Source organism: Gordonia aichiensis (assembly GCF_039946255.1).
Taxonomy (GTDB): domain Bacteria; phylum Actinomycetota; class Actinomycetes; order Mycobacteriales; family Mycobacteriaceae; genus Gordonia; species Gordonia aichiensis_A.
On sequence record NZ_JBCDWL010000008.1, the window covers coordinates 57503 to 76091 of the forward strand.

Here is an 18589-nt window from a genome sequence, read left to right on the forward strand (position 1 = left end):
ATCAGATCGCCGGGCGCTGCTGAAGCGGGACGAAGGAGCCTGCGGCAGTCGCGACCTCGGTCTCCTCGGGAAGCTCCGAGACCTCTTCGAGCGAGCGGCCCTTGGTCTCCGGCGCCATGAACAGGCAGATCACGGCCGCGATGGCGGTCAGGATCGCACCGAAGAGCATGGTGGTGCCGATGCCCAGCTTCGCGATGCTCAGCGGCAGCAGGTACGTGCCGGTGGCGGCGCCGAAGCGGCTGATGCCGGTGGCCAGTCCGACGGCGCTGGCGCGGATCTCGGTGGGGAACAACTCGTTCGGGTAGATCCAGACCAGGATGCTGGGTCCGCCGGAGATGAACGCGTAGGCACAGAAGGCGGCGACGACGAACCACAGCGGACCGCCGGCCCACAGCCACAGACCGGCCAGCGGCACGATCATCAGGAACAGCGGGATCACCGCGACGGGTCGACGACCCGCCCGCTCCACCAGCCACAGCGCCGGAATGGAGCCGGCGACGATGAGTCCGATGATCACCGTCTCGACCATCAGGCCGGTGGGGCCGTCGCCGGAGATCGAGAATCCCTCGAGGATGACCGGCAGGAAGGTGAGCAGGGCGTACAGCGGGGTCACCACGGCCAGATACAGGGCCGAACACATCAGCAGGCGTCTGCCGTACTCGCCGCGGAACATGGCCGCGATCTTGATGTCCTTCTTCGACTCGACGGCCTGGGCGGCGGCGACGGTGAGGTCGGGGCGCACACCGTAGATGTTCTCCATGACGTCCTCGGCCTCGGAGACGCGGCCGTTCTGCATGAGCCAGCGCGGCGACTCGGGGATGCCGCGGCGGATGATCACGACGATCACGCCCAGGATGGCGCTCGAGGCGAGCAGCCAACGCCAGTTCTGGTTGCCGCCGGTGGTGGCGATGACAGCGGCGCCGACGATGTAGGCGGCCACGGCACCGGCCGACCATGCGACCGCCGACATGCCGACCATCGCACCGCGCTTCTTGCTCGGCGTGAACTCGGTGAGCAGCGACGTCGCGATCGGGTAGTCGGCGCCGATCGCGGCACCGATGATGAAGCGCAGCACGATCAGCTGCCACGCCTCGGTGACGAACACCGACATGGCGCAGGCCACCACCAGCACCGTCAGGTCCAGGGCGTACATCTTCTCGCGACCGATCTTGTCGGTCAGGGCGCCGAAGACCGTCGCGCCGAAGAAGATGCCGATCAGCGACGCGGCACCGATCAGGCCCGACTCAGTGGTCGACGGATTGAGGTCGGTGGCCAGGCCGATGAGCGCGACACCGATGATGCTCATCACGTAGCCGTCGAGGAACGGGCCGCCACAGCAGGCGACGAGGAGTTTGGCCATGAACCCGCGCTTGGCGGGCCGGTCCATGACGTCGAGTGGATTCATTGATTGTCTCCATCGTTCGAGGTGCCGTCGTCGATGCAGTTGTTGAGCAGGGCGTAGGAGATCTGCTCGAGCAGCAACGAGGCTGACTGGGAGGAGTCGAGACTGGCCTGCATCACCTGCTTGGTGACAGACATGGTCATGGGGTGGTACTGGCAGAGTTCGCGAGCGACGTCGATCGCGGTGGGGATGTGTTCGCCGGGGGCGCTGAGTTCGGTGATCAGCCCCCAGGCGTCGGCGCGGGCGGCGTCGATCCGGCGTCCACGCAGGACGAGGTCGCGGGCCCGGCCGGCGCCGAGCACCCGGTTGGCCCGGGTGACGCCGCCGGAGGAGGGGAGGATGTTGATGGCCACCTCGGGGAAGCCGAACACGGCGCTGGGATCGGCGACCCGCACATCGGCGGCCAGGGACAGCTCCAACCCGCCGCCGAGGCAGTAGCCCGCCACGGCGACGACGGTGGGCTGGGGCAGCGCTGCGAAGGTCTCGTAGACGTGCCCGGTCTCCCGGTAGTAGCGGGCGATGGCGGCCGGGGTCATCTCGCGCAGTTCGCCGGTGTCGGCGCCGGCGGAGAACACCTTGTCTCCGCCGGTGACGACGACGGCGCGGCTGCCGGTCACCTCGTCGGAGTTCAGAGCCTGCAGCAGTCGTCCCTCCATGTGGGTCGACAGGGCGTTGAGCTTGCGTTCCCGGTTCAGCGTGACGACGGCGACATCCCCTTCGCGCCGAACGTCGACGGTGCCGTCTACGGGAGTGGTCCCGGCCGCCATCTCGATCAGTTCCCGTCCGCGGCGAACGGGAAGCTGAGCAGGTTCTCCAGACCGCGCTTGTTCGCCTCGTTGGCGATGACCAGGCGCTGGATCTCCGAGGTGCCCTCCCAGATGCGGTCGACACGCAGTTCGCGCCACAGCCGCTCGACCGGGTACTCGCGGATGTAGCCGCGGCCGCCGAAGATCTGGACGGCGCGGTCGGCGACCCGGTTGGACGCCTCCGAAGCGGCGAGCTTCACGGTGGCTGCCTTGGCGTGCAGGGTCTTGCGGACGTCCGGGTCGGACAGGTCGGAGTTGTCGAACTCCCACGCCACCTGGTGGGTGAGGGCGCGGTTGGTGGCGATGTCGGCCACCGAGTCGGCGATCATGCCCTGGATGAGCTGGTAGTTGATCAGCGGCTCGCCGCCCTGCACGCGGTTCTTGGCCCAGTCGACGGCCAGGGTCAGGGCGCGTTCGGCGGCACCGATGGTGCGCGCGCCGATCATCAGGCGCTCCTCGGTGAACCAGTCGCGGGTCAGGTCCAGGCCCTCGCCGATGCCGCCGAGGACGGCCTCGGGACCGACCTTGACGTTGTCGAAGACGAACTCGGGGTGCTCGTAGACGAAGGTGTGGGTGAAGCGGGGGACGTGCTTGATGCTGACGCCGGGGGTGTCCTTGTCGATCAGGAACATGGTCGGCGCGTTCTCGGGCTGCACGTAGGCCAGCACGATCAGGTAGTCGGCGACGTCGCCGACGGTGACGAACCACTTCTCACCGTTGATCAGGTAGCCGTCGCCGTCCGGGGTGGCGGAGGTGGTGGCCGACGAGAAGTCCGAGCCGGCGTCCTTCTCCGAGATGGCGACGGCGTCGCGACGGTCACCCTTGGCGCCCGGGATCAGGTAGCGCTCGATCTGCTCGGGGGTGGCGTGGGCCAGCGGGTTGGCCGGCCGCCAGATGGCGTCCCACAGGGCGCCGGTCAGCTTGCCGAACTCGTCCTGCACGACGACCTGCTCGAGCACGGTGAGGCCGGCGCCGCCGTACTCGACGGGGGTGTTGATGGCCTGCATGCCTGCGTCGAGGACGGCGGCCTTGATGATGGCGTGGGACTCGTCGGACAGGCCGTTGTTCTGCTCGCATTCGAGCTCGAACGGCATGATCGCCTCGGTCAGGGCGCGGGCGCGCTTCTTCAGCTCGGCCAGACGCGGGGTGTAGGCGAATTCCATGGGTTCTTTCCTTCCGAAAAGGGTTGGGGGATTGATGATTGCGGGGGCAGGGGGTCAGGCGAGGACGATGCGGGCGTCGAGGCCCTGGGCGCCGGTCGAGGTCGCCAGCAGCGGGTTGATCTCCAGTTCGGCGATCTCGGGATGGTCGGCGGCGACGGCGGTGATCGCGGCGACGGCGCGCGCCGCGGCGTCGAGGTCGACCGCCGCGCGGCCGCGGACGCCGTGCAGCAGGGCCGCGGCGCGCAGGCTCTCCAGGAGCCTGCGGGCGTCGTCGACCTCGACCGGCGCCAGGGCGAAGGCGACGTCCTTGAGGACTTCGGTGAAGATGCCGCCGAGTCCGACCATCGCGATGGGGCCGAAGCGGGGATCGGTCTGCACGCCGACGATCAGTTCGACGCCGCTGCTCAGGTCGGCCATCTCCTCGACGCAGAACGACGGCGGCGACAGTCGCGTCTGCATGTCGGTGACGGCGGCGTGCACGGCGGCGGCGTCGGCCAGACCGAGGGCCACCCCGCCGGAGTCGGACTTGTGCAGCAGACCCATCGCCTTCACCACGACCGGGAAGCCGATCTGCTCGGCGGCCGCGGCCGCCTCGTCGGCGGTCTCGACCAGGGCGGCGGCACCGAAGTCGACGCCGGCGGCGCGGAACAGTTCGCGCGATTCCCAGTAGCTGTCCGACTCGGCGGGGGTCTGCGCCACCCGGGCCAGGGCGCCGGGGCAGCGCGGCGCGAGTCCGTCGCCGAAGATCGCCAGGGTGCGAGCGGCGTCCTCGACGGCGCTGAACACCGGGATGCCTGCGGCGGCGAGCGCTTTCGCGGCTTCGCTGGCGTGGTGCATGGTGTGCACCACCACCGGCTTGCCGTGGCGGGCGGCCACGGCGGCCATCTCGTGGGCGGTCTCGATCTCCTGGCGCGCCAGGGTTTCGCCGTACCCGCCGTAGCCGCCGAAGTAGCCGGTGACCAGCACCGCGTCGATGGCGTCGTCGCTCAGGATGGTGTCCAGGACGCGGGCGAAGGAGGTGATGTCCTGCTCTCCGGCGCCGGCGAGATCGACGGGATTGCTGACCGCGGCCGACGGCGGCAGCTCCGCGCGCAGCGCCGCCGACACCTGCTCGGCGAACTCGGGGACCTGCAGGCCGGTGGCGTCGACGACGTCGGACCCGACGCCGGCGTGACCGCCGCCGTCGGCCAGCACACCGACCGTGGCGACGCGGCGCGAACCGAAGCTGAGCAGGGCCGCGGCCGCGTCGGCGAGCTGACGCGGGCTCGACACCCGGCGCACGCCCGCGGCCTGGCACGCCGCGGCGATGACCGCGGTGCCCGAGGTGAGGGCGCCGGTGTGCGACGCCGCGCCGCGGATCGAGGCGGCGCTGCCGCCGACGGTGAGCAGCAGGACCGGCTTGCCCGCCGCGGCGGCCGCGGCGGCGGCGTCGACGAAGGCCCGGCCGTCGCCGAAGTCCTCGCAGTACACGGCGATCACGTCGGTGCCCTCGTGGGCGGCGCAGTCGCGGACCACGTCGGCGACGTTGAGGTCGGCCTGGTTGCCGAGCGAGACGAACCGGGAGAAGCCGTGGCCGCGTTCGGCGAGGAAGCCGGCCAGTTCCAGCGCCATGTTGCCGCTCTGCGAGAGCAGCGCCACCCGGCCGGCGGGCAGCTCGTTCGACGCCAGGAACAGGCCGGTGGTGGTGTCCAGGACACCGAGGCAGTTGGGTCCCAGCAGCAGGGCGCCGGCGTCACGGACCTTGGCGACGATCTTGTCCTGCACGGCCCGACCCTCGGCGCCCAGCTCGGCGAATCCGGCGGTGACACCGACGATGGCGCGCGCGCCGGCGGCGAGGGCGTCGTCGACCGCCGCCTCGAAGCCTGCGGCGGGGACGGCGATCGCGACCAGGTCGACCGGCTCGGACAGCTCCGACAGGGCGGTGACGGTGTCGCGGCCGAGGACCTGCTCGCCGCGGCGGTTCACCAGATGGACCGGACGATCGCCGGGCATGCGCAGGGCCTGGACGCTGAGCCAGTTGCCGTACTTCGTCTCGTCGTTGCTGGCGCCGACGATCGCGACCGACTTGGGGTCGAAGAGTGCGGTCAGGTCACGCGTGCTGGTCATCTGAGGTCTCCATTTTGGGTGCGGGGTGGGCGACGCCCCAGTTGTCGGCGCCGCCGTCGATGGCGATGGTGGTGCCGGTGATGTAGCCGGCGGCGGGGGAGGCGAGGAAGGCGATGACGGTGGAGATGTCTTCGGCGGTGCCCAGCCGGCCCATCGGGACCCCGGCCTCCCAGCCGGCGCGGTCCTCGGCGGTGTAGTTGCCCTCCATGCCGGGCGTGGCGATGGTGCCCGCGGCGATGTTGATGGTGCGGATGCCGTAGCGGCTCCACTCCAGGGACAGGCCGGAGGCCAGGTTCTCGAGCGCGGCGCGCGCCGAGGTCGCGTGGACCATCGAGGCGATGCCGCGGCGCGGAGAGAAGCCCATGAAGAAGACGACGCCGCTGCGCTGCGGGATCATCGTGCGCGCCGCGACCTCGCGGGTGACCGTCCACGAGCCGTCGACGGCCAGCCGGTGCACCGCTCGCCATCCCTTGATCGAGATGTCCTCGGCGGGAGCGGAGAACTGGCCGCCCGCATTGTTCACGAGGATGTCGATCCGACCGAAGCGGTCGAGGGCCCGGGTCACCATGTCGGCGACCTGCTCCTCGTCGCGGATGTCGGCGGAGACGGTGAGGACCTGCCCGCCGAGGGCGGCGATCTCGGCGGCGGTCTCCGCGAGGGGTTCGGGGCGTCGTCCGGCGATGACGAGGTCGGCGCCGCAGCGCGCCAGGTCGAGTGCGATGGCCCGGCCGATGCCGGTGCCGCCCCCGGTGACCAGAGCCACCTTGCCTTGGTGCAGGCGGGGGTTCAGGGCATCGATGGCGCCGGGGGTGTCGGCAGCCGATCCACGGGGCTCCATTCGTCCTCCTCGTTCGGGTCGTCGCTGTCGTGCAGCTGGTGTCTGACTGACGCATCAGTTGTATCCTGTGACCTATGCCCTAAGTCAAGCTTTGCATGGTTGGGCTCACGCAAGAATGTGCCGCGAGGTGCGATCGAAGTCGACAAATGCGCAGGCAGAAGCGTGTTACTCGCCGGTTGAAGAATTTTCAGCAAATCCGAAATCGTTCGATGGAATGTCTGACGCGTGCGTCAGATTGCGTTCTGTGGTTGACTGAGTTAGCCGCCTCGATTCGAGGCTCAACGGAAGGAGCGAGGAATGACGGCACAGCTCGAAGACTCGCGACGCGACGCGATTCTCAGCGCCGCGGCAAGGCTGATCGCCGACCGCGGCTACCACGCGGTGCGGATCTCCGACATCGCCAAGGAGGTCGGGACGTCCACCGGCTCGGTGCACTACTACTTCCCCGGGAAGAACGACGTCCTCACCGCGGCACTGCAACACGCGATCGACAACGCGTTCACGCGTCAGGGTGCGGAGTTGAGGGGGATCGCCGACTCCTATCAGCGGCTGCTCACGCTGATCGACATGCAGTTGCCGAGGCTGGGGGAGGTCCGCGACGAGTGGTCGGTGTGGGTTCAGTTCTGGGCCGAGGCCACCATCCGTGCCGAGCTGCGACCCATTCACAACGAGTTCTACGGGCGGTGGCGCGACACCATCCGTCGCATCGTCGAACGCGGTCGGCGCGACGGAGTCTTCCGCGCCGACGTCGATCCGGATCTGGTCGCGCACCGGCTCACCGCGCTCACCGACGGTTGCGCCATCCAGGTCCTCACCGGCGCGCCGGGAATGAACGTGACCGCGATGCGCGAGATCCTGGTCGGATTCGTGCAGGAGTCGCTGCTGCCGTGACCTCGCGGCGCCGCCGTCTGGTGGTCGACTGCCGAAACGACCAGGGGCCCGATCCGCGATGCGGACCGGGCCCCGTTCGGGTTCTGAGTCAGGCGCTGGGTGCGCGAACCACCATCGGGACGCCCGGGAACAGGGCGGCCATCTCCGAGCGGGACTTGCGCAGGGCCGCGGTGCCGTAGCCGTGCTTGCGTGCCGAGGGGCGGATCCAGATGCGGACGTCGACCTCGCCGTTGTTCAGTTCGCCGAAGACGAAGCCGATCTTCGTCGCGCCCTCGATGGCCACCAGCCAGACCGCGTCCTCGGCGTCGACGCGGTCGACGCCCTTCGCGATCTCGTCGCCCACATCGCCGGCCGGTGCGCCGGAACCGTCGCCCGCGACGCCCTGCTCGGCGGTCCGCTCGGCGAACAGGTCGGCGTCCTCGTCGGCGGAGAAGGGGCGCAGATCGAGGGTGTCGCCGGAGCTGGCCGGGCGCTCGGCGAGGGTGAAGGTGATGGCCTCGTTGAGGTTGTCGAGCTCGGCCTGATTGCTGCGCCGCTCGGCCTTGGTGAGCTGGTAGAACGACATGTTCAGCACCGCTTCGGCACCCAGCTCGGACTTGCCGAGCAGGTCGGCGATCGCGGCGACGGCGGCCGTGCGGTCTTCGGCGTCCACGATGGCGTCAAGGACCTCGTGGCGGCGCTCGAGGGCGGTCAACAGGGCATCGGTGATGTCTCGGCGGGTTGCTGCCTGGTCCAGATCAGTCATATCTCGATAGTAGGTCCGATCACGGCCGAGCGGCAGACCTTTGTGGCGAGCAGGCGTGTTCCGCGCAGGCCGGCGGCGAGAAGGGGAAATGCCGTCACTTGTTGTCGGACAATCGAATTCGCGCAAGACCTTCCGAAATACTAGAACACGTTCTAGTATGCGGTTCATGGAACCTGCCTGCGGTGTCGACGATCTGCTGTACAACCCCGTCCATCTCGGCGACTTGATGGTCGCCGCGCTGCGTCGTCACCGCGACAAACCGGTTCTCCGGCTCGGGAGCACCGAGCTCACCGGCGCGCAGATGGCCGAGCAGATCAGCCGGTACATCCAGGCGATCGAAGCCGCGGGCGCCGGCACCGGAACGGCGGTGGGACTGCTGGCCCTGAACCGGCCCGAGGTGCTCTTCGTGATCGGCGCCGGCCAGACGCAGGGCTGGCGACGGACCGCGCTGCACCCGCTCGGTTCGCTCGACGACCACGCCTACGTCCTGTCCGACGCCGGCGTGTCGACGCTGATCATCGACCCGAATCCGATGTTCGTCGAACGCGCCGTCGCGCTCGTCGAGCGCGTCGAGAGCCTCAAGCAGGTCCTCACCCTGGGACCGGTGCCCACCGAGCTCGCCGACGTCGGCCACGACATCATCGAGGCCGCGGCCACGTATCGGCCGCAGGAGCTCGTCGCCGCGGTCCTGCCGCCCGAACACGTCGTGTCCATCACCTACACCGGCGGCACCACCGGCAAGCCGAAGGGAGTGATCGGCACCGCGCGCGCGATGTCGACGATGACCCAGATCCAGCTGGCCGAGTGGGAGTGGCCGGAGCGTCCGCGGTTCCTGATGTGCACCCCGCTCTCGCACGCCGGCGCGGCGTTCTTCTCGCCCACCCTGATCAAGGGCGGCACGATGGTCGTCCTCGGGAAGTTCGATCCGGCCGAGGTGCTGGAGACCATCGAGCGGGAGAAGATCACCGCGACCATGCTGGTGCCGTCGATGATCTACGCGCTGATGGATCATCCGGATTCGCACACGCGCGACCTGTCGTCGCTGGAGACGGTGTACTACGGGGCCTCGCCCATCAACCCGGTGCGGCTGGCGGAGGCGATCGAGCGGTTCGGGCCGATCTTCGCCCAGTACTACGGGCAGTCCGAAGCCCCGATGGTCATCAGCTACCTGCGCAGAGACGAGCACGACAAGGCGCGCCTGGGCAGCTGCGGCCGACCGTCGGCGTTTCTGCGCACCGCGCTGTTGGACGCCGAGGGCAATCGCGTGCCGCGCGGCGAGCCGGGCGAGATCTGCGTGTCGGGACCGCTGCTGGCCGGCGGCTACCTGGGCCTGCCCGAGCAGACGGCGCAGACCTTCACCGACGGCTGGCTGCACACCGGCGACGTCGCCCGCGAGGACGAGGACGGTTTCTGGTTCATCGTCGACCGCACCAAGGACATGATCGTCTCGGGCGGATTCAACGTCTTTCCGCGCGAGGTCGAGGACGTGATCGCCGAGCATCCGGCGGTCGCGCAGGTGGGCGTCGTCGGCGTCCCGGATGAGAAGTGGGGCGAGGCCGTCACCGCCGTCGTCGTGCTGCGGGCCGACGCCGATTCGAGTGAGGCGGGCAGAGCGCAGATCGCCGCCGACCTGCAGTCGGCGGTCAAGGAGCGCAAGGGGGCCGTGCAGGCGCCGAAGCAGGTGATCTTCGACGACGCGCTGCCGCTGACGGCGCTCGGCAAGCCCGACAAGAAGGCGCTGCGGGCCCGATTCTGGGGTGAGCGCGGACGGGCGGTGGGCTGACGGTGGCCGACGAGGAGACCGACCCGGCCGGACCGGAGCTGACGGTGGTCGCAGACATGGACCTGTGCGAAGGCTACGGCGAATGCGTGAAGGCGGCGCCGGAGTTCTACGCGTTCGACGACGACGGCTTCGTCTCGATCGCCGATCCGCACGTCCCGCCCGAGGCGGAGGGTCGGGTCATCGCCGGCGTGCGCCGCTGTCCCAAATCTGCGCTGACCCTCCTCGCCGACGGAAAGCCCGTCGAACTTCCCTGACCTGGATTCGGGGGCGGGTCGTCCCCAGGGTCATCGAGTAGCCGGAGGACGAAGTCATCGGGCGTATCGAGATGCGGCTGGTCGTCTCGATACGCCGCCTCGCTGCGCTCGGTGGCTACTCGACAACCCTGTGGGGATGCGTCGTTGAGCCCCCAGGCTGCTCGACAAGCCTGTGGGGGTGCGTCCTCCCAGCCTGCTCGACAAGCTTGTGGGTGCGTCGTCCCTGGCTGCTCGACAAGCCTTTGGGGTGTGTCGTCCCCAGGGTTATCGAGTAGCCGGAGGACGAAGTCATCGGGCGTATCGAGATGCGGCTGGTCGTCTCGATACGCCGCCTCGCTGCGCTCGGTGGCTACTCGACAACCCTGTGGGGATGCGTCGTTGAGCCCCCAGGCTGCTCGGAAAGCTTGTGGGGGCGCGTCGTCCCTGGCTGCTCGACAAGCTTGTGGGGGCGCGTCGTCCCTGGCTGCTCGACAAGCTTGTGGGGGCGCGTCGTCCCTGGCTGCTCGACAAGCCTGTGGGTGCGTCGTCCCCAGGGTTATCGAGTAGCCGGAGGACGAAGTCATCGGGCGTATCGAGATGCGGCTGGTCGTCTCGATACGCCGCCTCGCTGCGCTCGGTGGCTACTCGACAACCCTGCGGGGTGCGTCGTCCCTACCCCGGGGCGACTACGCGGGGGCGCAGACGACTACCGGGATGGTGCGGTCGGTCCAGGCGGCGTAGGTGTCGAAGTCGGCGTAGAGCTCGACCAACTGCGGCCACAGGCGGGCGCGTTCGGCGTCGTCGGCGATCCGGGCGAGGTAGGCGCGCTCGTCGTCGCCGATCTGGATGCGGACCGCGGGTTCGTCGCGCACGTTGTAGTACCAGGACGGGTTCTTCGGGAAACCGCCCTGCGAGGCGACGAGGACGATCGCGTCGCCGTCGCGCAGGAACAGGAGCGGCACGGTCCGCTCCTGTCCCGAGCGGCGTCCGACGGTGGTGAGCAGGCAGACCGGGGCCGGCTTGCTCAGGGCCGCGCCCACCCGCCAGGTTCCGCCCAGTTTGCCGCGCGTGAGCCGATAGAGCCGGGTGTTGAGTCGTGACCCGACTTTGATCAGGTGCGCGACGATGGGCGAATCGAGTTGCGAGGGGCGCGAATTCGGGTCCAACTCAGATGCGCTCGATGATCGAGGCCGTCGACAGGGCGCCGCCTGCACACATGGTGACCAGCGCGGTCTGCTTGTCGCTGCGCTCGAGCTCGTGCAACGCGGTGGTGAGCAGGCGCGAGCCGGTGCTGCCGACCGGGTGACCGAGAGCGATGGCGCCGCCGTTGACGTTCACCTTGTCCATGTCGGCGTCGAAGACCTGGGCCCAGCTCAGGACGACGGAGGCGAAGGCCTCGTTGATCTCGACGACGTCGATGTCGTTCAGGCTCATGCCCGAGCGTTCCAGCACGCGCTCGGTGGACTGCACCGGACCGTCGAGGTGGTAGTACGGCTCGGCGCCGACCAGCGCCTGGCTGACGAAGCGGGCGCGCGGGGTCAGGCCGAGCGCCTTGGCCTTGTCCTCGTCCATGATCAGCAGGGCGGCGGCACCGTCGGAGATCTGCGAGGAGTTGCCGGCGGTGTGGATGCCGCCCTCGATGACCGCCTTGAGGTTGCCGAGCGATTCCAGGGTGGTCTCGCGCAGGCCCTGATCGCGGTTGACCTCGAGGATCTGGCCGGTGAGCTCGCCCTCCCGGGTGCGTTCGGGGGCCTTGACGGTGAGGACCTCGCGGTCGAACCGGCCCTCGTCCCACGCGCGCTTGGCGTTGGCCTGCGAGCGGACGCCCAGGGCGTCGACGTCGGCGCGCGTGATCCCGCGGCGCTTGGCGATGCGCTCGGCGGCGTCGAACTGGTTGGGCATGTCGATGTCCCACGATGCGGGACGACGCGGGCCTGCCTCGGTGCCGACATTGGCGCCCAGCGGCACGTGCGACATGCATTCGACGCCGCAGGCGACGCCGACGTCGATGGTGCCGGTGGCGATCAGGCCGGCGATCAGGTGATTGGCCTGCTGCGCCGAACCGCACTGGCAGTCGACGGTGGTCGCGCCGGTCTGCCAGGGCAGTCCCGAGTGCAGCCACGCGGTGCGCGTGACATTGTTGCCCTGCTCGCCGACCTGCATGACGCAGCCGCCGATGACCTGCTCGACGAGTGCGGGGTCGATGCCCGCGCGCTCGATGACACCGCGCTGTGCGGCGCCGAGGATCTCTGCTGCGTGCAGGCCCGACAGCCATCCGTTGCGCTTGCCGATCGGGGTGCGAACCGCCTCGACGATCACTGGTACGCCCATGCCATCTCCTTCGAAAAAATCGTCTTCTGAGTCAAAACTAGAACAAGTTCTTGTTCACGTCTATCCAGTGTGGCAGAGTGTCAGTTACGCAAATTGTAACGGGTTCTCGTTCTGTCCGGGGGCCTGTACTTGGCAAGAGAAACGAGGTGATGACGTGACCCAGACGCAGAACGACAGCGCGTCCGGCACGTGTCCGTTCATGCATCAGGAGGGCTGGGACTTCACCAACCCGGACCTGCTGATGGAGGGCATTCCGGTCAAGGAGTTCGCTGAGCTGCGCAAGACCGCCCCCGTGTGGTGGAACGCTCAGCTCCCCGGAAAGGGCGGCGGCTTCCACGACGGCGGCTACTGGGCCATCACGAAGCACGAACACATCCGTGAGATCTCCAAGAACGCGGACGACTGGTCGGCGAACGAGAACGGCGTCATCATCCGTTTCGAGGACGACATGGACCCCGAGCAGATCGAGGTCACCAAGGCGCTGCTGATCAACCACGATCCGCCCGAGCACACCCGCCTGCGCAAGGTCGTCTCGCGCGCCTTCACACCGAAGGCCGTCCACGCGCTGGAGGAGAAGCTCGACGAGGCCGCGCGCAAGATCGTGCAGAAGGCCGCGGACGAGGGCAAGGGCGACTTCGTGCACCAGGTGGCCGTCGACCTGCCGCTCCTGGCGATCGCCGACCTCCTCGGCGTGCCCGAGGAAGACCGGATGAAGCTGTTCGACTGGTCCAACTCGATGATGAACGCCGACGACCCCGAGTTCACCACCGACCCGCTGGTCGCGAACATGGAGATCCTCGGCTACGGCTACAAGATGGCCGAAGAGCGCAAGGCCTGCCCGGCCGACGACATCGTCACCCAGCTCATCGAAGCTGACATCGACGGTCACGGTCTGACCGAGGCTGAGTTCGGCTTCTTCTTCATTCTGTTGACGGTCGCAGGCAACGAGACCACGCGCAACGCGATCACCCACGGAATGAACGCTTTCCTGGAGAATCCCGATCAGTGGGAGCTCTTCAAGAAGGAGCGGCCCGCCACCGCGGTCGACGAGATCGTCCGTTGGGCGACCCCCGTCAACGTCTTCCAGCGGACCGCCAAGCGCGACACCGTCGTCGGCGGCGTCGACATCAAGGCAGGCCAGCGCGTCGGCATGTTCTACGGTTCGGCGAACTTCGACGAGGACGTCTTCGACGATCCGTTCACGTTCAACATCCTGCGCGACCCGAACCCGCACGTCGGTTTCGGCGGCAACGGCACGCACTTCTGCATCGGCGCCAACCTGGCCCGCATGGAGATCAACCTGATGTTCAACGCGCTCGCCGACCTGGTTCCCGACATCACCAAGCTCGACTCGCCGCGCCGCCTGCGTCACGGCTGGATCAACGGCATCAAGGAACTCCAGGTCGACTACGGGACGGGCAAGTGACCGAGGCGCCCGCCTACCTGAACATCGACCGCGAGCGTCATCCGGCCGTCCTGGCCGGGCGACGCTCGCGGGAGGCCGTGCAGGCACGCGACAAGGCGGCCTGGTTGGCGAACTTCGCCGCCGACGGGTCCGTGGAGGACCCGGTGGGACCGTCGATGTTCGACGAAGAGGGTAGGGGCCACCGGGGCGCCGAGGAACTGTCGGCGTTCTGGGACAAGACGATCGGCACGACCGAGAAGATCGACTTCGTCTTCGACAAGGAGATCATCTGCGGCGACGAGGTCGCCTACATCGGCAAGATCGTCACCTACATCGGCGGCCACATCACCGAGTCGGACGGCGTGTTCACCTACAAGGCCGACACCGCCGGCGACCTGGTCGCACTCCGCGCCTTCTGGGAGGTCGAGGCGACGATGAAGTCGCTGCGCCCGCAGTAGGACCGAACGTGCCCGGGCGCATCACCCGTCAGCCCGGCGCGAGACACCGTGAGGCCCGACGACCGAGATGGTCGTCGGGCCTCACGGCGTTCGCGGGGTGCCTACTCGACGGCCGTCGCCCGGTCGGCGTCCTTGCCGGTGGCGGCCTTGAGCAGATGGGTGTCGGCGGCCAGGACACCGTGGCCGACGAAGCCGACGGCGATGAGGCCGGCGATCAGTGCGAGCGGAAGCTCGTAGCCGCCGTCGGAGGCCCAGAAGCCGGCGTCGACGTGCGCGATGAGGATGGCGCCGATCATGTCCAGGATCAGGATCACCGACACGACCGGAACGGCGAGGCCGACGATCAGCAGCGCGCCGCCGACGGTCTCGGCCAGGGCGGCGAGCCATGCCGAGACGGTGGGCAGCGGCGCGCCCATCGCGTCGAAGCCCGCGGCGACGTTGTCCATGCCGTTGACGAAGAACTTCTGGCATCCGTGGGCCAGGAAGATCACGCCGAGAATCACCCGGGCGATGGTGGTTGCCAGGTTCTGGCCGGTCTTGACAGCGGTCATGGCGAGCAGTCTCCTTGCGGTTCAGGTTCGGTGGTCGCCGAGGGGCGCCCCCTATCCGAAGATTCGGAATCCCTGAGATTCAAACACTTACTTTTCGTAAGTTCAACCGGTCGGAGCTAGAGTCGAGCCATGATTCCGTTCAACGTGTTCGCGAAGAACTGCCCGTCGCGGCAGGTATTTTCGCATGTCACGGGACGTTGGGGGTCGCTCGTGCTGGGCCGGCTGACACCGGAGCCGCAGCGTTTCTGTGAATTGCGTGTGCAAATCGAAGGGATCAGCGATCGCATGCTGACGCAGACCCTGAAGACCCTTGTCAACGACGGTCTCGTCGCTCGGACGATGTCGGACGGCCGACCGTCGCATCCGGAGTACGCGCTCACCGCCGCGGGCGCGGAAGTGGCGCACGCCGTGCGTGCACTGGTGGTCGCGGTGCAGGACAACATGCCCGCGCCTGCGGTCGATTAGGGGCGTCGGTCGGTCGGGAGCGTCGGTCGGGGTTGCCGACGGGTGCGACCCCGCCCGTCCCGCACGCATTCGTCAAACGCGCGGGTGGGCGGGGGTCGCGACTGTCGGCGAGCGCCGGGCCGTCAGGGCTTGTCGACGCCGACCACCCACATGGAGAAGTACTGCGAGCCGCCGCCATAGGCGTGGCCGAAGGCCTTGCGGACGTCGGGCACCTGGTGATCGCCGCCCTTGCCCATCACCTGGATGGCGGCTTCGGCGCAGCGGATCATCCCCGACGCGCCGATCGGGTTGGACGAGAGGACGCCGCCGGAGGCGTTGACCGGCAGCTTGCCGCCGATCTCGGTCTCGCCGGCCTCGGTGAGCTTCCAGCCCTCGTACTCGGGCACGAATCCCAGGTTCTCCAGCCACATCGGCTCGAACCAGGAGAACGGCACGTAGATCTCGGCCGCGTCGATCTCCTCGAGCGGGTTCGTGATGCCGGCGTCGCGCCACAGTGCCGCCGACGCATCGCGTCCGGCCTGCGGGCTCACCACGTTACGGTGCGAGTACGACAGCGGCTCGGTCCGCATCGCGGTGGCATGGACCCACGCCACCGGGCGGCCCTCGGCGAGCGAGTCGTCGGCGCTGCGCTCGTCGCCCAGAACGACCGCGCAGGCGCCGTCGGACGACGGGCAGGTCTCGTCGAACCGGATGGGGTCCCACAGCATCTGCGAGGCCATCACCGACTCGACGGTGATGTCGGGCTGATGCAGGTGCGCGAGGGGATTGCGGGCGCCGTTGCGGCGATCCTTGGCTGCGACCATCGCGCCGATGTGCGCCGGCGCCTCGGAGTTGTGGATGTACGAGCGCACGTGCGGGGCGAAGAAGCCGCCCGCGCCGGCGCCGACCGGCATGGTGAACGGCACCGGGATCGACAGCGCCCACATGGCGTTCGACTCCGACTGCTTCTCCCACGACACCGCGAGCACCCGGCGGTGGATGCCGCTGCCGACCATCGACGAGCCGACCACGGCGGTGGAGGCCCCGACCGAACCGGCGGTGTGCACGCGGATCAGCGGTTTGCCGACGGCGCCGATGGACGCGGCCATCGACAGTTCCGGCATCATCGAGCCCTCGAACATGTCCGGCGCCTTGCCGATGACGACGGCGTCGATGTCGGCCATCGTCAGCCCGGAGTCGGCGAGGGCACGGTCGATGGCCTCGCGGACCATGCCCGCCATCGTGACGTCGCCGCGCTTGGCGACGTACTTGGTCTGTCCGGTGCCCAGGACGGCGACGCGATTGCGGCCCATCAGTTCTCTCCTCCTGCAAGTGCGACGACCATGTTCTGCTGCAGCAGCGGTCCGGCGGTCGCGTGTGCGACGGCGGTGCCCGCATTGCCGGTCAGGATCTCGTGCGCGGCATAGCCGATGCGCTGCAGACCGGCGGTGAACAGGGCGTTCGCGGTCAGTGCGCCGCCCGACGGGTTCACCCGGGTGCCCTCGCCGAAGCCGAGCTCGCGCGCCACGATCAGCTCCTGGTGGGTGTATGGCGCGTGGATCTCGGCGACGTCGACGTCGCGCGAACGGTCGCCGAAGGCGACGGAGGCGGCCTTGGCCGTCGACTCCGAACGGGTCAGGTCACGGGCGCCGAAGTTCGGCGTCTCGATGCGGTGATCCCAGCCGGTGATCCAGGCGGGGTTCGCCACCAGTTCGCGGGCCCGGTCCTCCGAGGCCAGGATCACCGCGGCGCCGGCGTCGGCGTAGGGCGCGATGTCGTGGGCGCGCAGCGGGTCGGCCACATAGTCGGTGGCCAGCAGCTCGTCGACCGACCGGCCGGTGGTGCGTGCGGCGACGCCGGCCATGTCGGCCTCGGTCCAGGCGCCGGAGGTCAGACCGGCGCGGGCCTGCAGGCCCGCCAGCGAGCGGGCGTCGGGCCACAGCGGGGCCACGTTGTAGGTGTCGGTCTGCATGGCCTGGATGCGGTCGGAGTCGCCGGCCGACGACTTGCCGAAACCGTAGGCCAGGGCGACGTCGACCTCGCCGGTGGCGATCTTGATCCACGCCTCGTACAGCGCCCACGCGCCGTCCATCTCGACGTGCGACTCGTTGATCGGCGGTACGGCGCCGATCGCGTCGATCGCCGAGATGAACGAGAACGCGCGGCCGGCGAGGTAGTCGGACGAGCCGCTGCACCAGAAGTCGATGTCGGTGCGGCTGATGCCGAGGTCGTCGTACAGCTTGCTGAAACAGGGGACCAGCATCTCGACGCCGTTGGTGGTGCCGGTGGTCGCGGGGACGTTGGCGCTGTGCGCGAAGCCCACGACGGCGATGCGGGGCAGTTGTGAATTGCTCATTTCGATGCCTGATTTCCTTCCGAGCGTCAGAGGTGGTTCCGGTACGACTCGAAGTCGGCGTCCGGCTCGCCGCTCGGGGCGAAGTGGCTGACATTGCGCATCGTGTGATCCCATTCGGCCTCGGGACGCCACACGGCCTTCACACGCATGCCCATGCGGACGTCCTCGGCCGCGGTGTCGAGCACCAGGTGCAGGAACGGGATGTCGGCGCCGTCGAGCAGCACGTAGGCCGCGACGTACGGCGGCTTGATCTGCTGACCCAGGAAGGGCACGTTGACGATGCAGAAGGTGGTGATGGTGCCGGTCTGGGCCAAGGTCACCCGCTCCACCGTGGGGCTGCCGTCGGACGGGCTCACGTAGCGGGGCGGGAAGTAGACCTCGCCGGTCTGCACGCGTCCGCCGATGAACTCGCCGGCCTTGAGACCCTCCAGGTACCAGGTCTCGGCCTCGGTTGCCGAGTGCATGATCGTCGTGGTGATCGGCGTCTGGGTGATCACGTTCCCGGCGTCGTCGACGGTCATCTCGCCGGTCGGCGCGGGCGCCTGCGAGGCCTGTTCGCCGAGGCTGAAGTGCGCGATGTCGGTGATGACGCCGGTACGGACGGTGTTCCAGACGGCGTGCACGCGGGCGCCGACGCTCATCTGGTCGGGGCTCTGCGCGTCGACCACGTGCAGCATGGCGGTGTCGGCGCCGTCGAGCTTGATCAGCGCGAAGGCGAACGGCCGGTCGAGCGGCTGGCCGGGCAGCGGAGTCGGCTCCCACGACCAGCTCTGCACGGTGCCGACGCTGCCGACCTCGACGAGGTCGGTGCTGAGGGCGCCGGTGATCGGGTCGAACTCGTCGGGCGGGGTGGTGACGCGACCGTCGGAGCCGCGACTGCCCAGGAGGCGTCCGTCGCGCAGGGCGAGGGCGAACTGTGACAGGACCGGTCCGAGCGAGCGCGTGTAGGCGAAGGTGTTCGTGAGTTCCGCGGACAGGATCGGTGACTGCGGCTCGGGTACCTGCACCTCGGGTGTGGTGGGGATTGCACTATGGGACACTCAACAACTAGAACATGTTCTAGTTGCTTGCCGCAAG

Annotated in this window: 18 protein-coding genes; 6 read left to right on the forward strand and 12 right to left on the reverse strand. The window is 68.8% G+C overall.

Annotated elements, in window-relative coordinates; genetic code table 11:
* Window position 1: 1 nt before the first annotated feature.
* From AAFO60_RS11315 to AAFO60_RS11335, 5 genes are read right to left on the reverse strand one after another with little or no spacing between them, the layout of a single operon-like run.
* Complete coding sequence (locus AAFO60_RS11315; RefSeq protein WP_347956301.1) at window positions 2-1405, reverse strand: MFS transporter; 1404 nt, start codon at window positions 1403-1405, stop codon at window positions 2-4.
* The gene (locus AAFO60_RS11320; protein WP_347956302.1) at window positions 1402-2169 is read right to left on the reverse strand and encodes an enoyl-CoA hydratase/isomerase family protein; all 768 of its coding nucleotides are present in this window, start codon (window positions 2167-2169) and stop codon (window positions 1402-1404) included. The genes AAFO60_RS11315 and AAFO60_RS11320 overlap by 4 nt, the downstream gene beginning before the upstream one ends.
* Window positions 2170-2174: 5 nt before the next feature.
* Complete coding sequence (locus AAFO60_RS11325) at window positions 2175-3371, reverse strand: acyl-CoA dehydrogenase family protein (RefSeq protein WP_347956303.1); 1197 nt, start codon at window positions 3369-3371, stop codon at window positions 2175-2177.
* A 54-nt stretch (window positions 3372-3425) separates the two neighbouring features.
* The gene (locus tag AAFO60_RS11330) at window positions 3426-5477 is read right to left on the reverse strand and encodes an acetate--CoA ligase family protein (protein WP_347956304.1); all 2052 of its coding nucleotides are present in this window, start codon (window positions 5475-5477) and stop codon (window positions 3426-3428) included.
* Entirely contained in the window at window positions 5461-6315 is an 855-nt protein-coding gene (locus AAFO60_RS11335) for an SDR family oxidoreductase (RefSeq protein ID WP_347956305.1), read from the reverse strand. The genes AAFO60_RS11330 and AAFO60_RS11335 overlap by 17 nt, the downstream gene beginning before the upstream one ends.
* Window positions 6316-6612: 297 nt before the next feature.
* Here AAFO60_RS11335 and AAFO60_RS11340 point away from each other — a divergent pair, with 297 nt between their 5' ends.
* Window positions 6613-7206: a TetR/AcrR family transcriptional regulator gene (locus AAFO60_RS11340; protein ID WP_347956306.1), complete on the forward strand. Its 594-nt coding sequence runs from the start codon at window positions 6613-6615 to the stop codon at window positions 7204-7206.
* 88 nt (window positions 7207-7294) lie between these two features.
* On the opposite strand, the gene AAFO60_RS11345 is transcribed toward AAFO60_RS11340, so the two are convergent.
* Window positions 7295-7951 (reverse strand): GNAT family N-acetyltransferase, encoded by a 657-nt coding sequence (locus AAFO60_RS11345; protein ID WP_347956307.1) that lies wholly within the window; start codon window positions 7949-7951, stop codon window positions 7295-7297.
* 166 nt (window positions 7952-8117) lie between these two features.
* Between AAFO60_RS11345 and fadD8 the strand changes: the two genes are divergently transcribed.
* Complete coding sequence (gene fadD8 / locus AAFO60_RS11350) at window positions 8118-9734, forward strand: fatty-acid--CoA ligase FadD8 (RefSeq protein WP_347956308.1); 1617 nt, start codon at window positions 8118-8120, stop codon at window positions 9732-9734.
* Window positions 9735-9736: 2 nt separating this feature from the next.
* The gene (locus AAFO60_RS11355) at window positions 9737-9988 is read left to right on the forward strand and encodes a ferredoxin (RefSeq protein ID WP_347956309.1); all 252 of its coding nucleotides are present in this window, start codon (window positions 9737-9739) and stop codon (window positions 9986-9988) included.
* A gap of 665 nt (window positions 9989-10653) precedes the next feature.
* Here the strand turns inward: AAFO60_RS11355 and AAFO60_RS11360 are convergent.
* Together AAFO60_RS11360 and AAFO60_RS11365 are read right to left on the reverse strand one after the other, a co-directional pair.
* Window positions 10654-11133, reverse strand: coding sequence for a nitroreductase family deazaflavin-dependent oxidoreductase (locus AAFO60_RS11360; RefSeq protein ID WP_347956310.1), 480 nt, complete (start codon window positions 11131-11133; stop codon window positions 10654-10656).
* A 1-nt stretch (window position 11134) separates the two neighbouring features.
* The gene (locus AAFO60_RS11365; protein WP_347956311.1) at window positions 11135-12298 is read right to left on the reverse strand and encodes a steroid 3-ketoacyl-CoA thiolase; all 1164 of its coding nucleotides are present in this window, start codon (window positions 12296-12298) and stop codon (window positions 11135-11137) included.
* 199 nt (window positions 12299-12497) lie between these two features.
* Between AAFO60_RS11365 and AAFO60_RS11370 the strand changes: the two genes are divergently transcribed.
* Both AAFO60_RS11370 and AAFO60_RS11375 read left to right on the forward strand, forming a co-directional pair.
* Window positions 12498-13724 carry a cytochrome P450 gene (locus AAFO60_RS11370; RefSeq protein WP_347956441.1) on the forward strand — a complete coding sequence of 409 codons (1227 nt, stop codon included), beginning with the start codon at window positions 12498-12500 and terminating at the stop codon, window positions 13722-13724.
* Window positions 13721-14161 carry a nuclear transport factor 2 family protein gene (locus AAFO60_RS11375; RefSeq protein WP_347956312.1) on the forward strand — a complete coding sequence of 147 codons (441 nt, stop codon included), beginning with the start codon at window positions 13721-13723 and terminating at the stop codon, window positions 14159-14161. The genes AAFO60_RS11370 and AAFO60_RS11375 overlap by 4 nt, the downstream gene beginning before the upstream one ends.
* Window positions 14162-14262: 101 nt before the next feature.
* Here the strand turns inward: AAFO60_RS11375 and AAFO60_RS11380 are convergent, their stop codons facing one another.
* The gene (locus tag AAFO60_RS11380) at window positions 14263-14712 is read right to left on the reverse strand and encodes a DoxX family protein (RefSeq protein WP_347956313.1); all 450 of its coding nucleotides are present in this window, start codon (window positions 14710-14712) and stop codon (window positions 14263-14265) included.
* A 129-nt stretch (window positions 14713-14841) separates the two neighbouring features.
* On the opposite strand from AAFO60_RS11380, the gene AAFO60_RS11385 reads away from it, so the two are divergent.
* Window positions 14842-15177 (forward strand): winged helix-turn-helix transcriptional regulator, encoded by a 336-nt coding sequence (locus AAFO60_RS11385; RefSeq protein WP_347956314.1) that lies wholly within the window; start codon window positions 14842-14844, stop codon window positions 15175-15177.
* Window positions 15178-15299: 122 nt separating this feature from the next.
* Here the strand turns inward: AAFO60_RS11385 and AAFO60_RS11390 are convergent, their stop codons facing one another.
* The 3 genes from AAFO60_RS11390 to AAFO60_RS11400 are packed head-to-tail and all read right to left on the reverse strand — an operon-like array spanning window position 15300 to window position 18552.
* Window positions 15300-16469 (reverse strand): thiolase domain-containing protein, encoded by a 1170-nt coding sequence (locus AAFO60_RS11390; RefSeq protein ID WP_347956315.1) that lies wholly within the window; start codon window positions 16467-16469, stop codon window positions 15300-15302.
* A complete protein-coding gene (locus AAFO60_RS11395) occupies window positions 16469-17512 on the reverse strand; it encodes a thiolase domain-containing protein (RefSeq protein ID WP_347956316.1) in 1044 nt (347 codons plus the stop codon). The genes AAFO60_RS11390 and AAFO60_RS11395 overlap by 1 nt, the downstream gene beginning before the upstream one ends.
* 26 nt (window positions 17513-17538) lie before the next feature.
* Window positions 17539-18552 carry a Zn-ribbon domain-containing OB-fold protein gene (locus AAFO60_RS11400; RefSeq protein WP_347956317.1) on the reverse strand — a complete coding sequence of 338 codons (1014 nt, stop codon included), beginning with the start codon at window positions 18550-18552 and terminating at the stop codon, window positions 17539-17541.
* Window positions 18553-18589 lie beyond the last annotated feature (37 nt).

Coding starts and splice junctions, on each gene's coding strand:
- AAFO60_RS11315 (WP_347956301.1), bottom strand. CDS start 1,405: ATGAATCCACTCGACGTCATGGACCGGCCCGCCAAGCGCGGGTTCATG.
- AAFO60_RS11320 (WP_347956302.1), bottom strand. CDS start 2,169: ATGGCGGCCGGGACCACTCCCGTAGACGGCACCGTCGACGTTCGGCGC.
- AAFO60_RS11325 (WP_347956303.1), bottom strand. CDS start 3,371: ATGGAATTCGCCTACACCCCGCGTCTGGCCGAGCTGAAGAAGCGCGCC.
- AAFO60_RS11330 (WP_347956304.1), bottom strand. CDS start 5,477: ATGACCAGCACGCGTGACCTGACCGCACTCTTCGACCCCAAGTCGGTC.
- AAFO60_RS11335 (WP_347956305.1), bottom strand. CDS start 6,315: ATGGAGCCCCGTGGATCGGCTGCCGACACCCCCGGCGCCATCGATGCC.
- AAFO60_RS11340 (WP_347956306.1), top strand. CDS start 6,613: ATGACGGCACAGCTCGAAGACTCGCGACGCGACGCGATTCTCAGCGCC.
- AAFO60_RS11345 (WP_347956307.1), bottom strand. CDS start 7,951: ATGACTGATCTGGACCAGGCAGCAACCCGCCGAGACATCACCGATGCC.
- fadD8 (WP_347956308.1), top strand. CDS start 8,118: ATGGAACCTGCCTGCGGTGTCGACGATCTGCTGTACAACCCCGTCCAT.
- AAFO60_RS11365 (WP_347956311.1), bottom strand. CDS start 12,298: ATGGGCGTACCAGTGATCGTCGAGGCGGTTCGCACCCCGATCGGCAAG.
- AAFO60_RS11370 (WP_347956441.1), top strand. CDS start 12,498: ATGCATCAGGAGGGCTGGGACTTCACCAACCCGGACCTGCTGATGGAG.
- AAFO60_RS11380 (WP_347956313.1), bottom strand. CDS start 14,712: ATGACCGCTGTCAAGACCGGCCAGAACCTGGCAACCACCATCGCCCGG.
- AAFO60_RS11385 (WP_347956314.1), top strand. CDS start 14,842: ATGATTCCGTTCAACGTGTTCGCGAAGAACTGCCCGTCGCGGCAGGTA.
- AAFO60_RS11390 (WP_347956315.1), bottom strand. CDS start 16,469: ATGGGCCGCAATCGCGTCGCCGTCCTGGGCACCGGACAGACCAAGTAC.
- AAFO60_RS11395 (WP_347956316.1), bottom strand. CDS start 17,512: ATGAGCAATTCACAACTGCCCCGCATCGCCGTCGTGGGCTTCGCGCAC.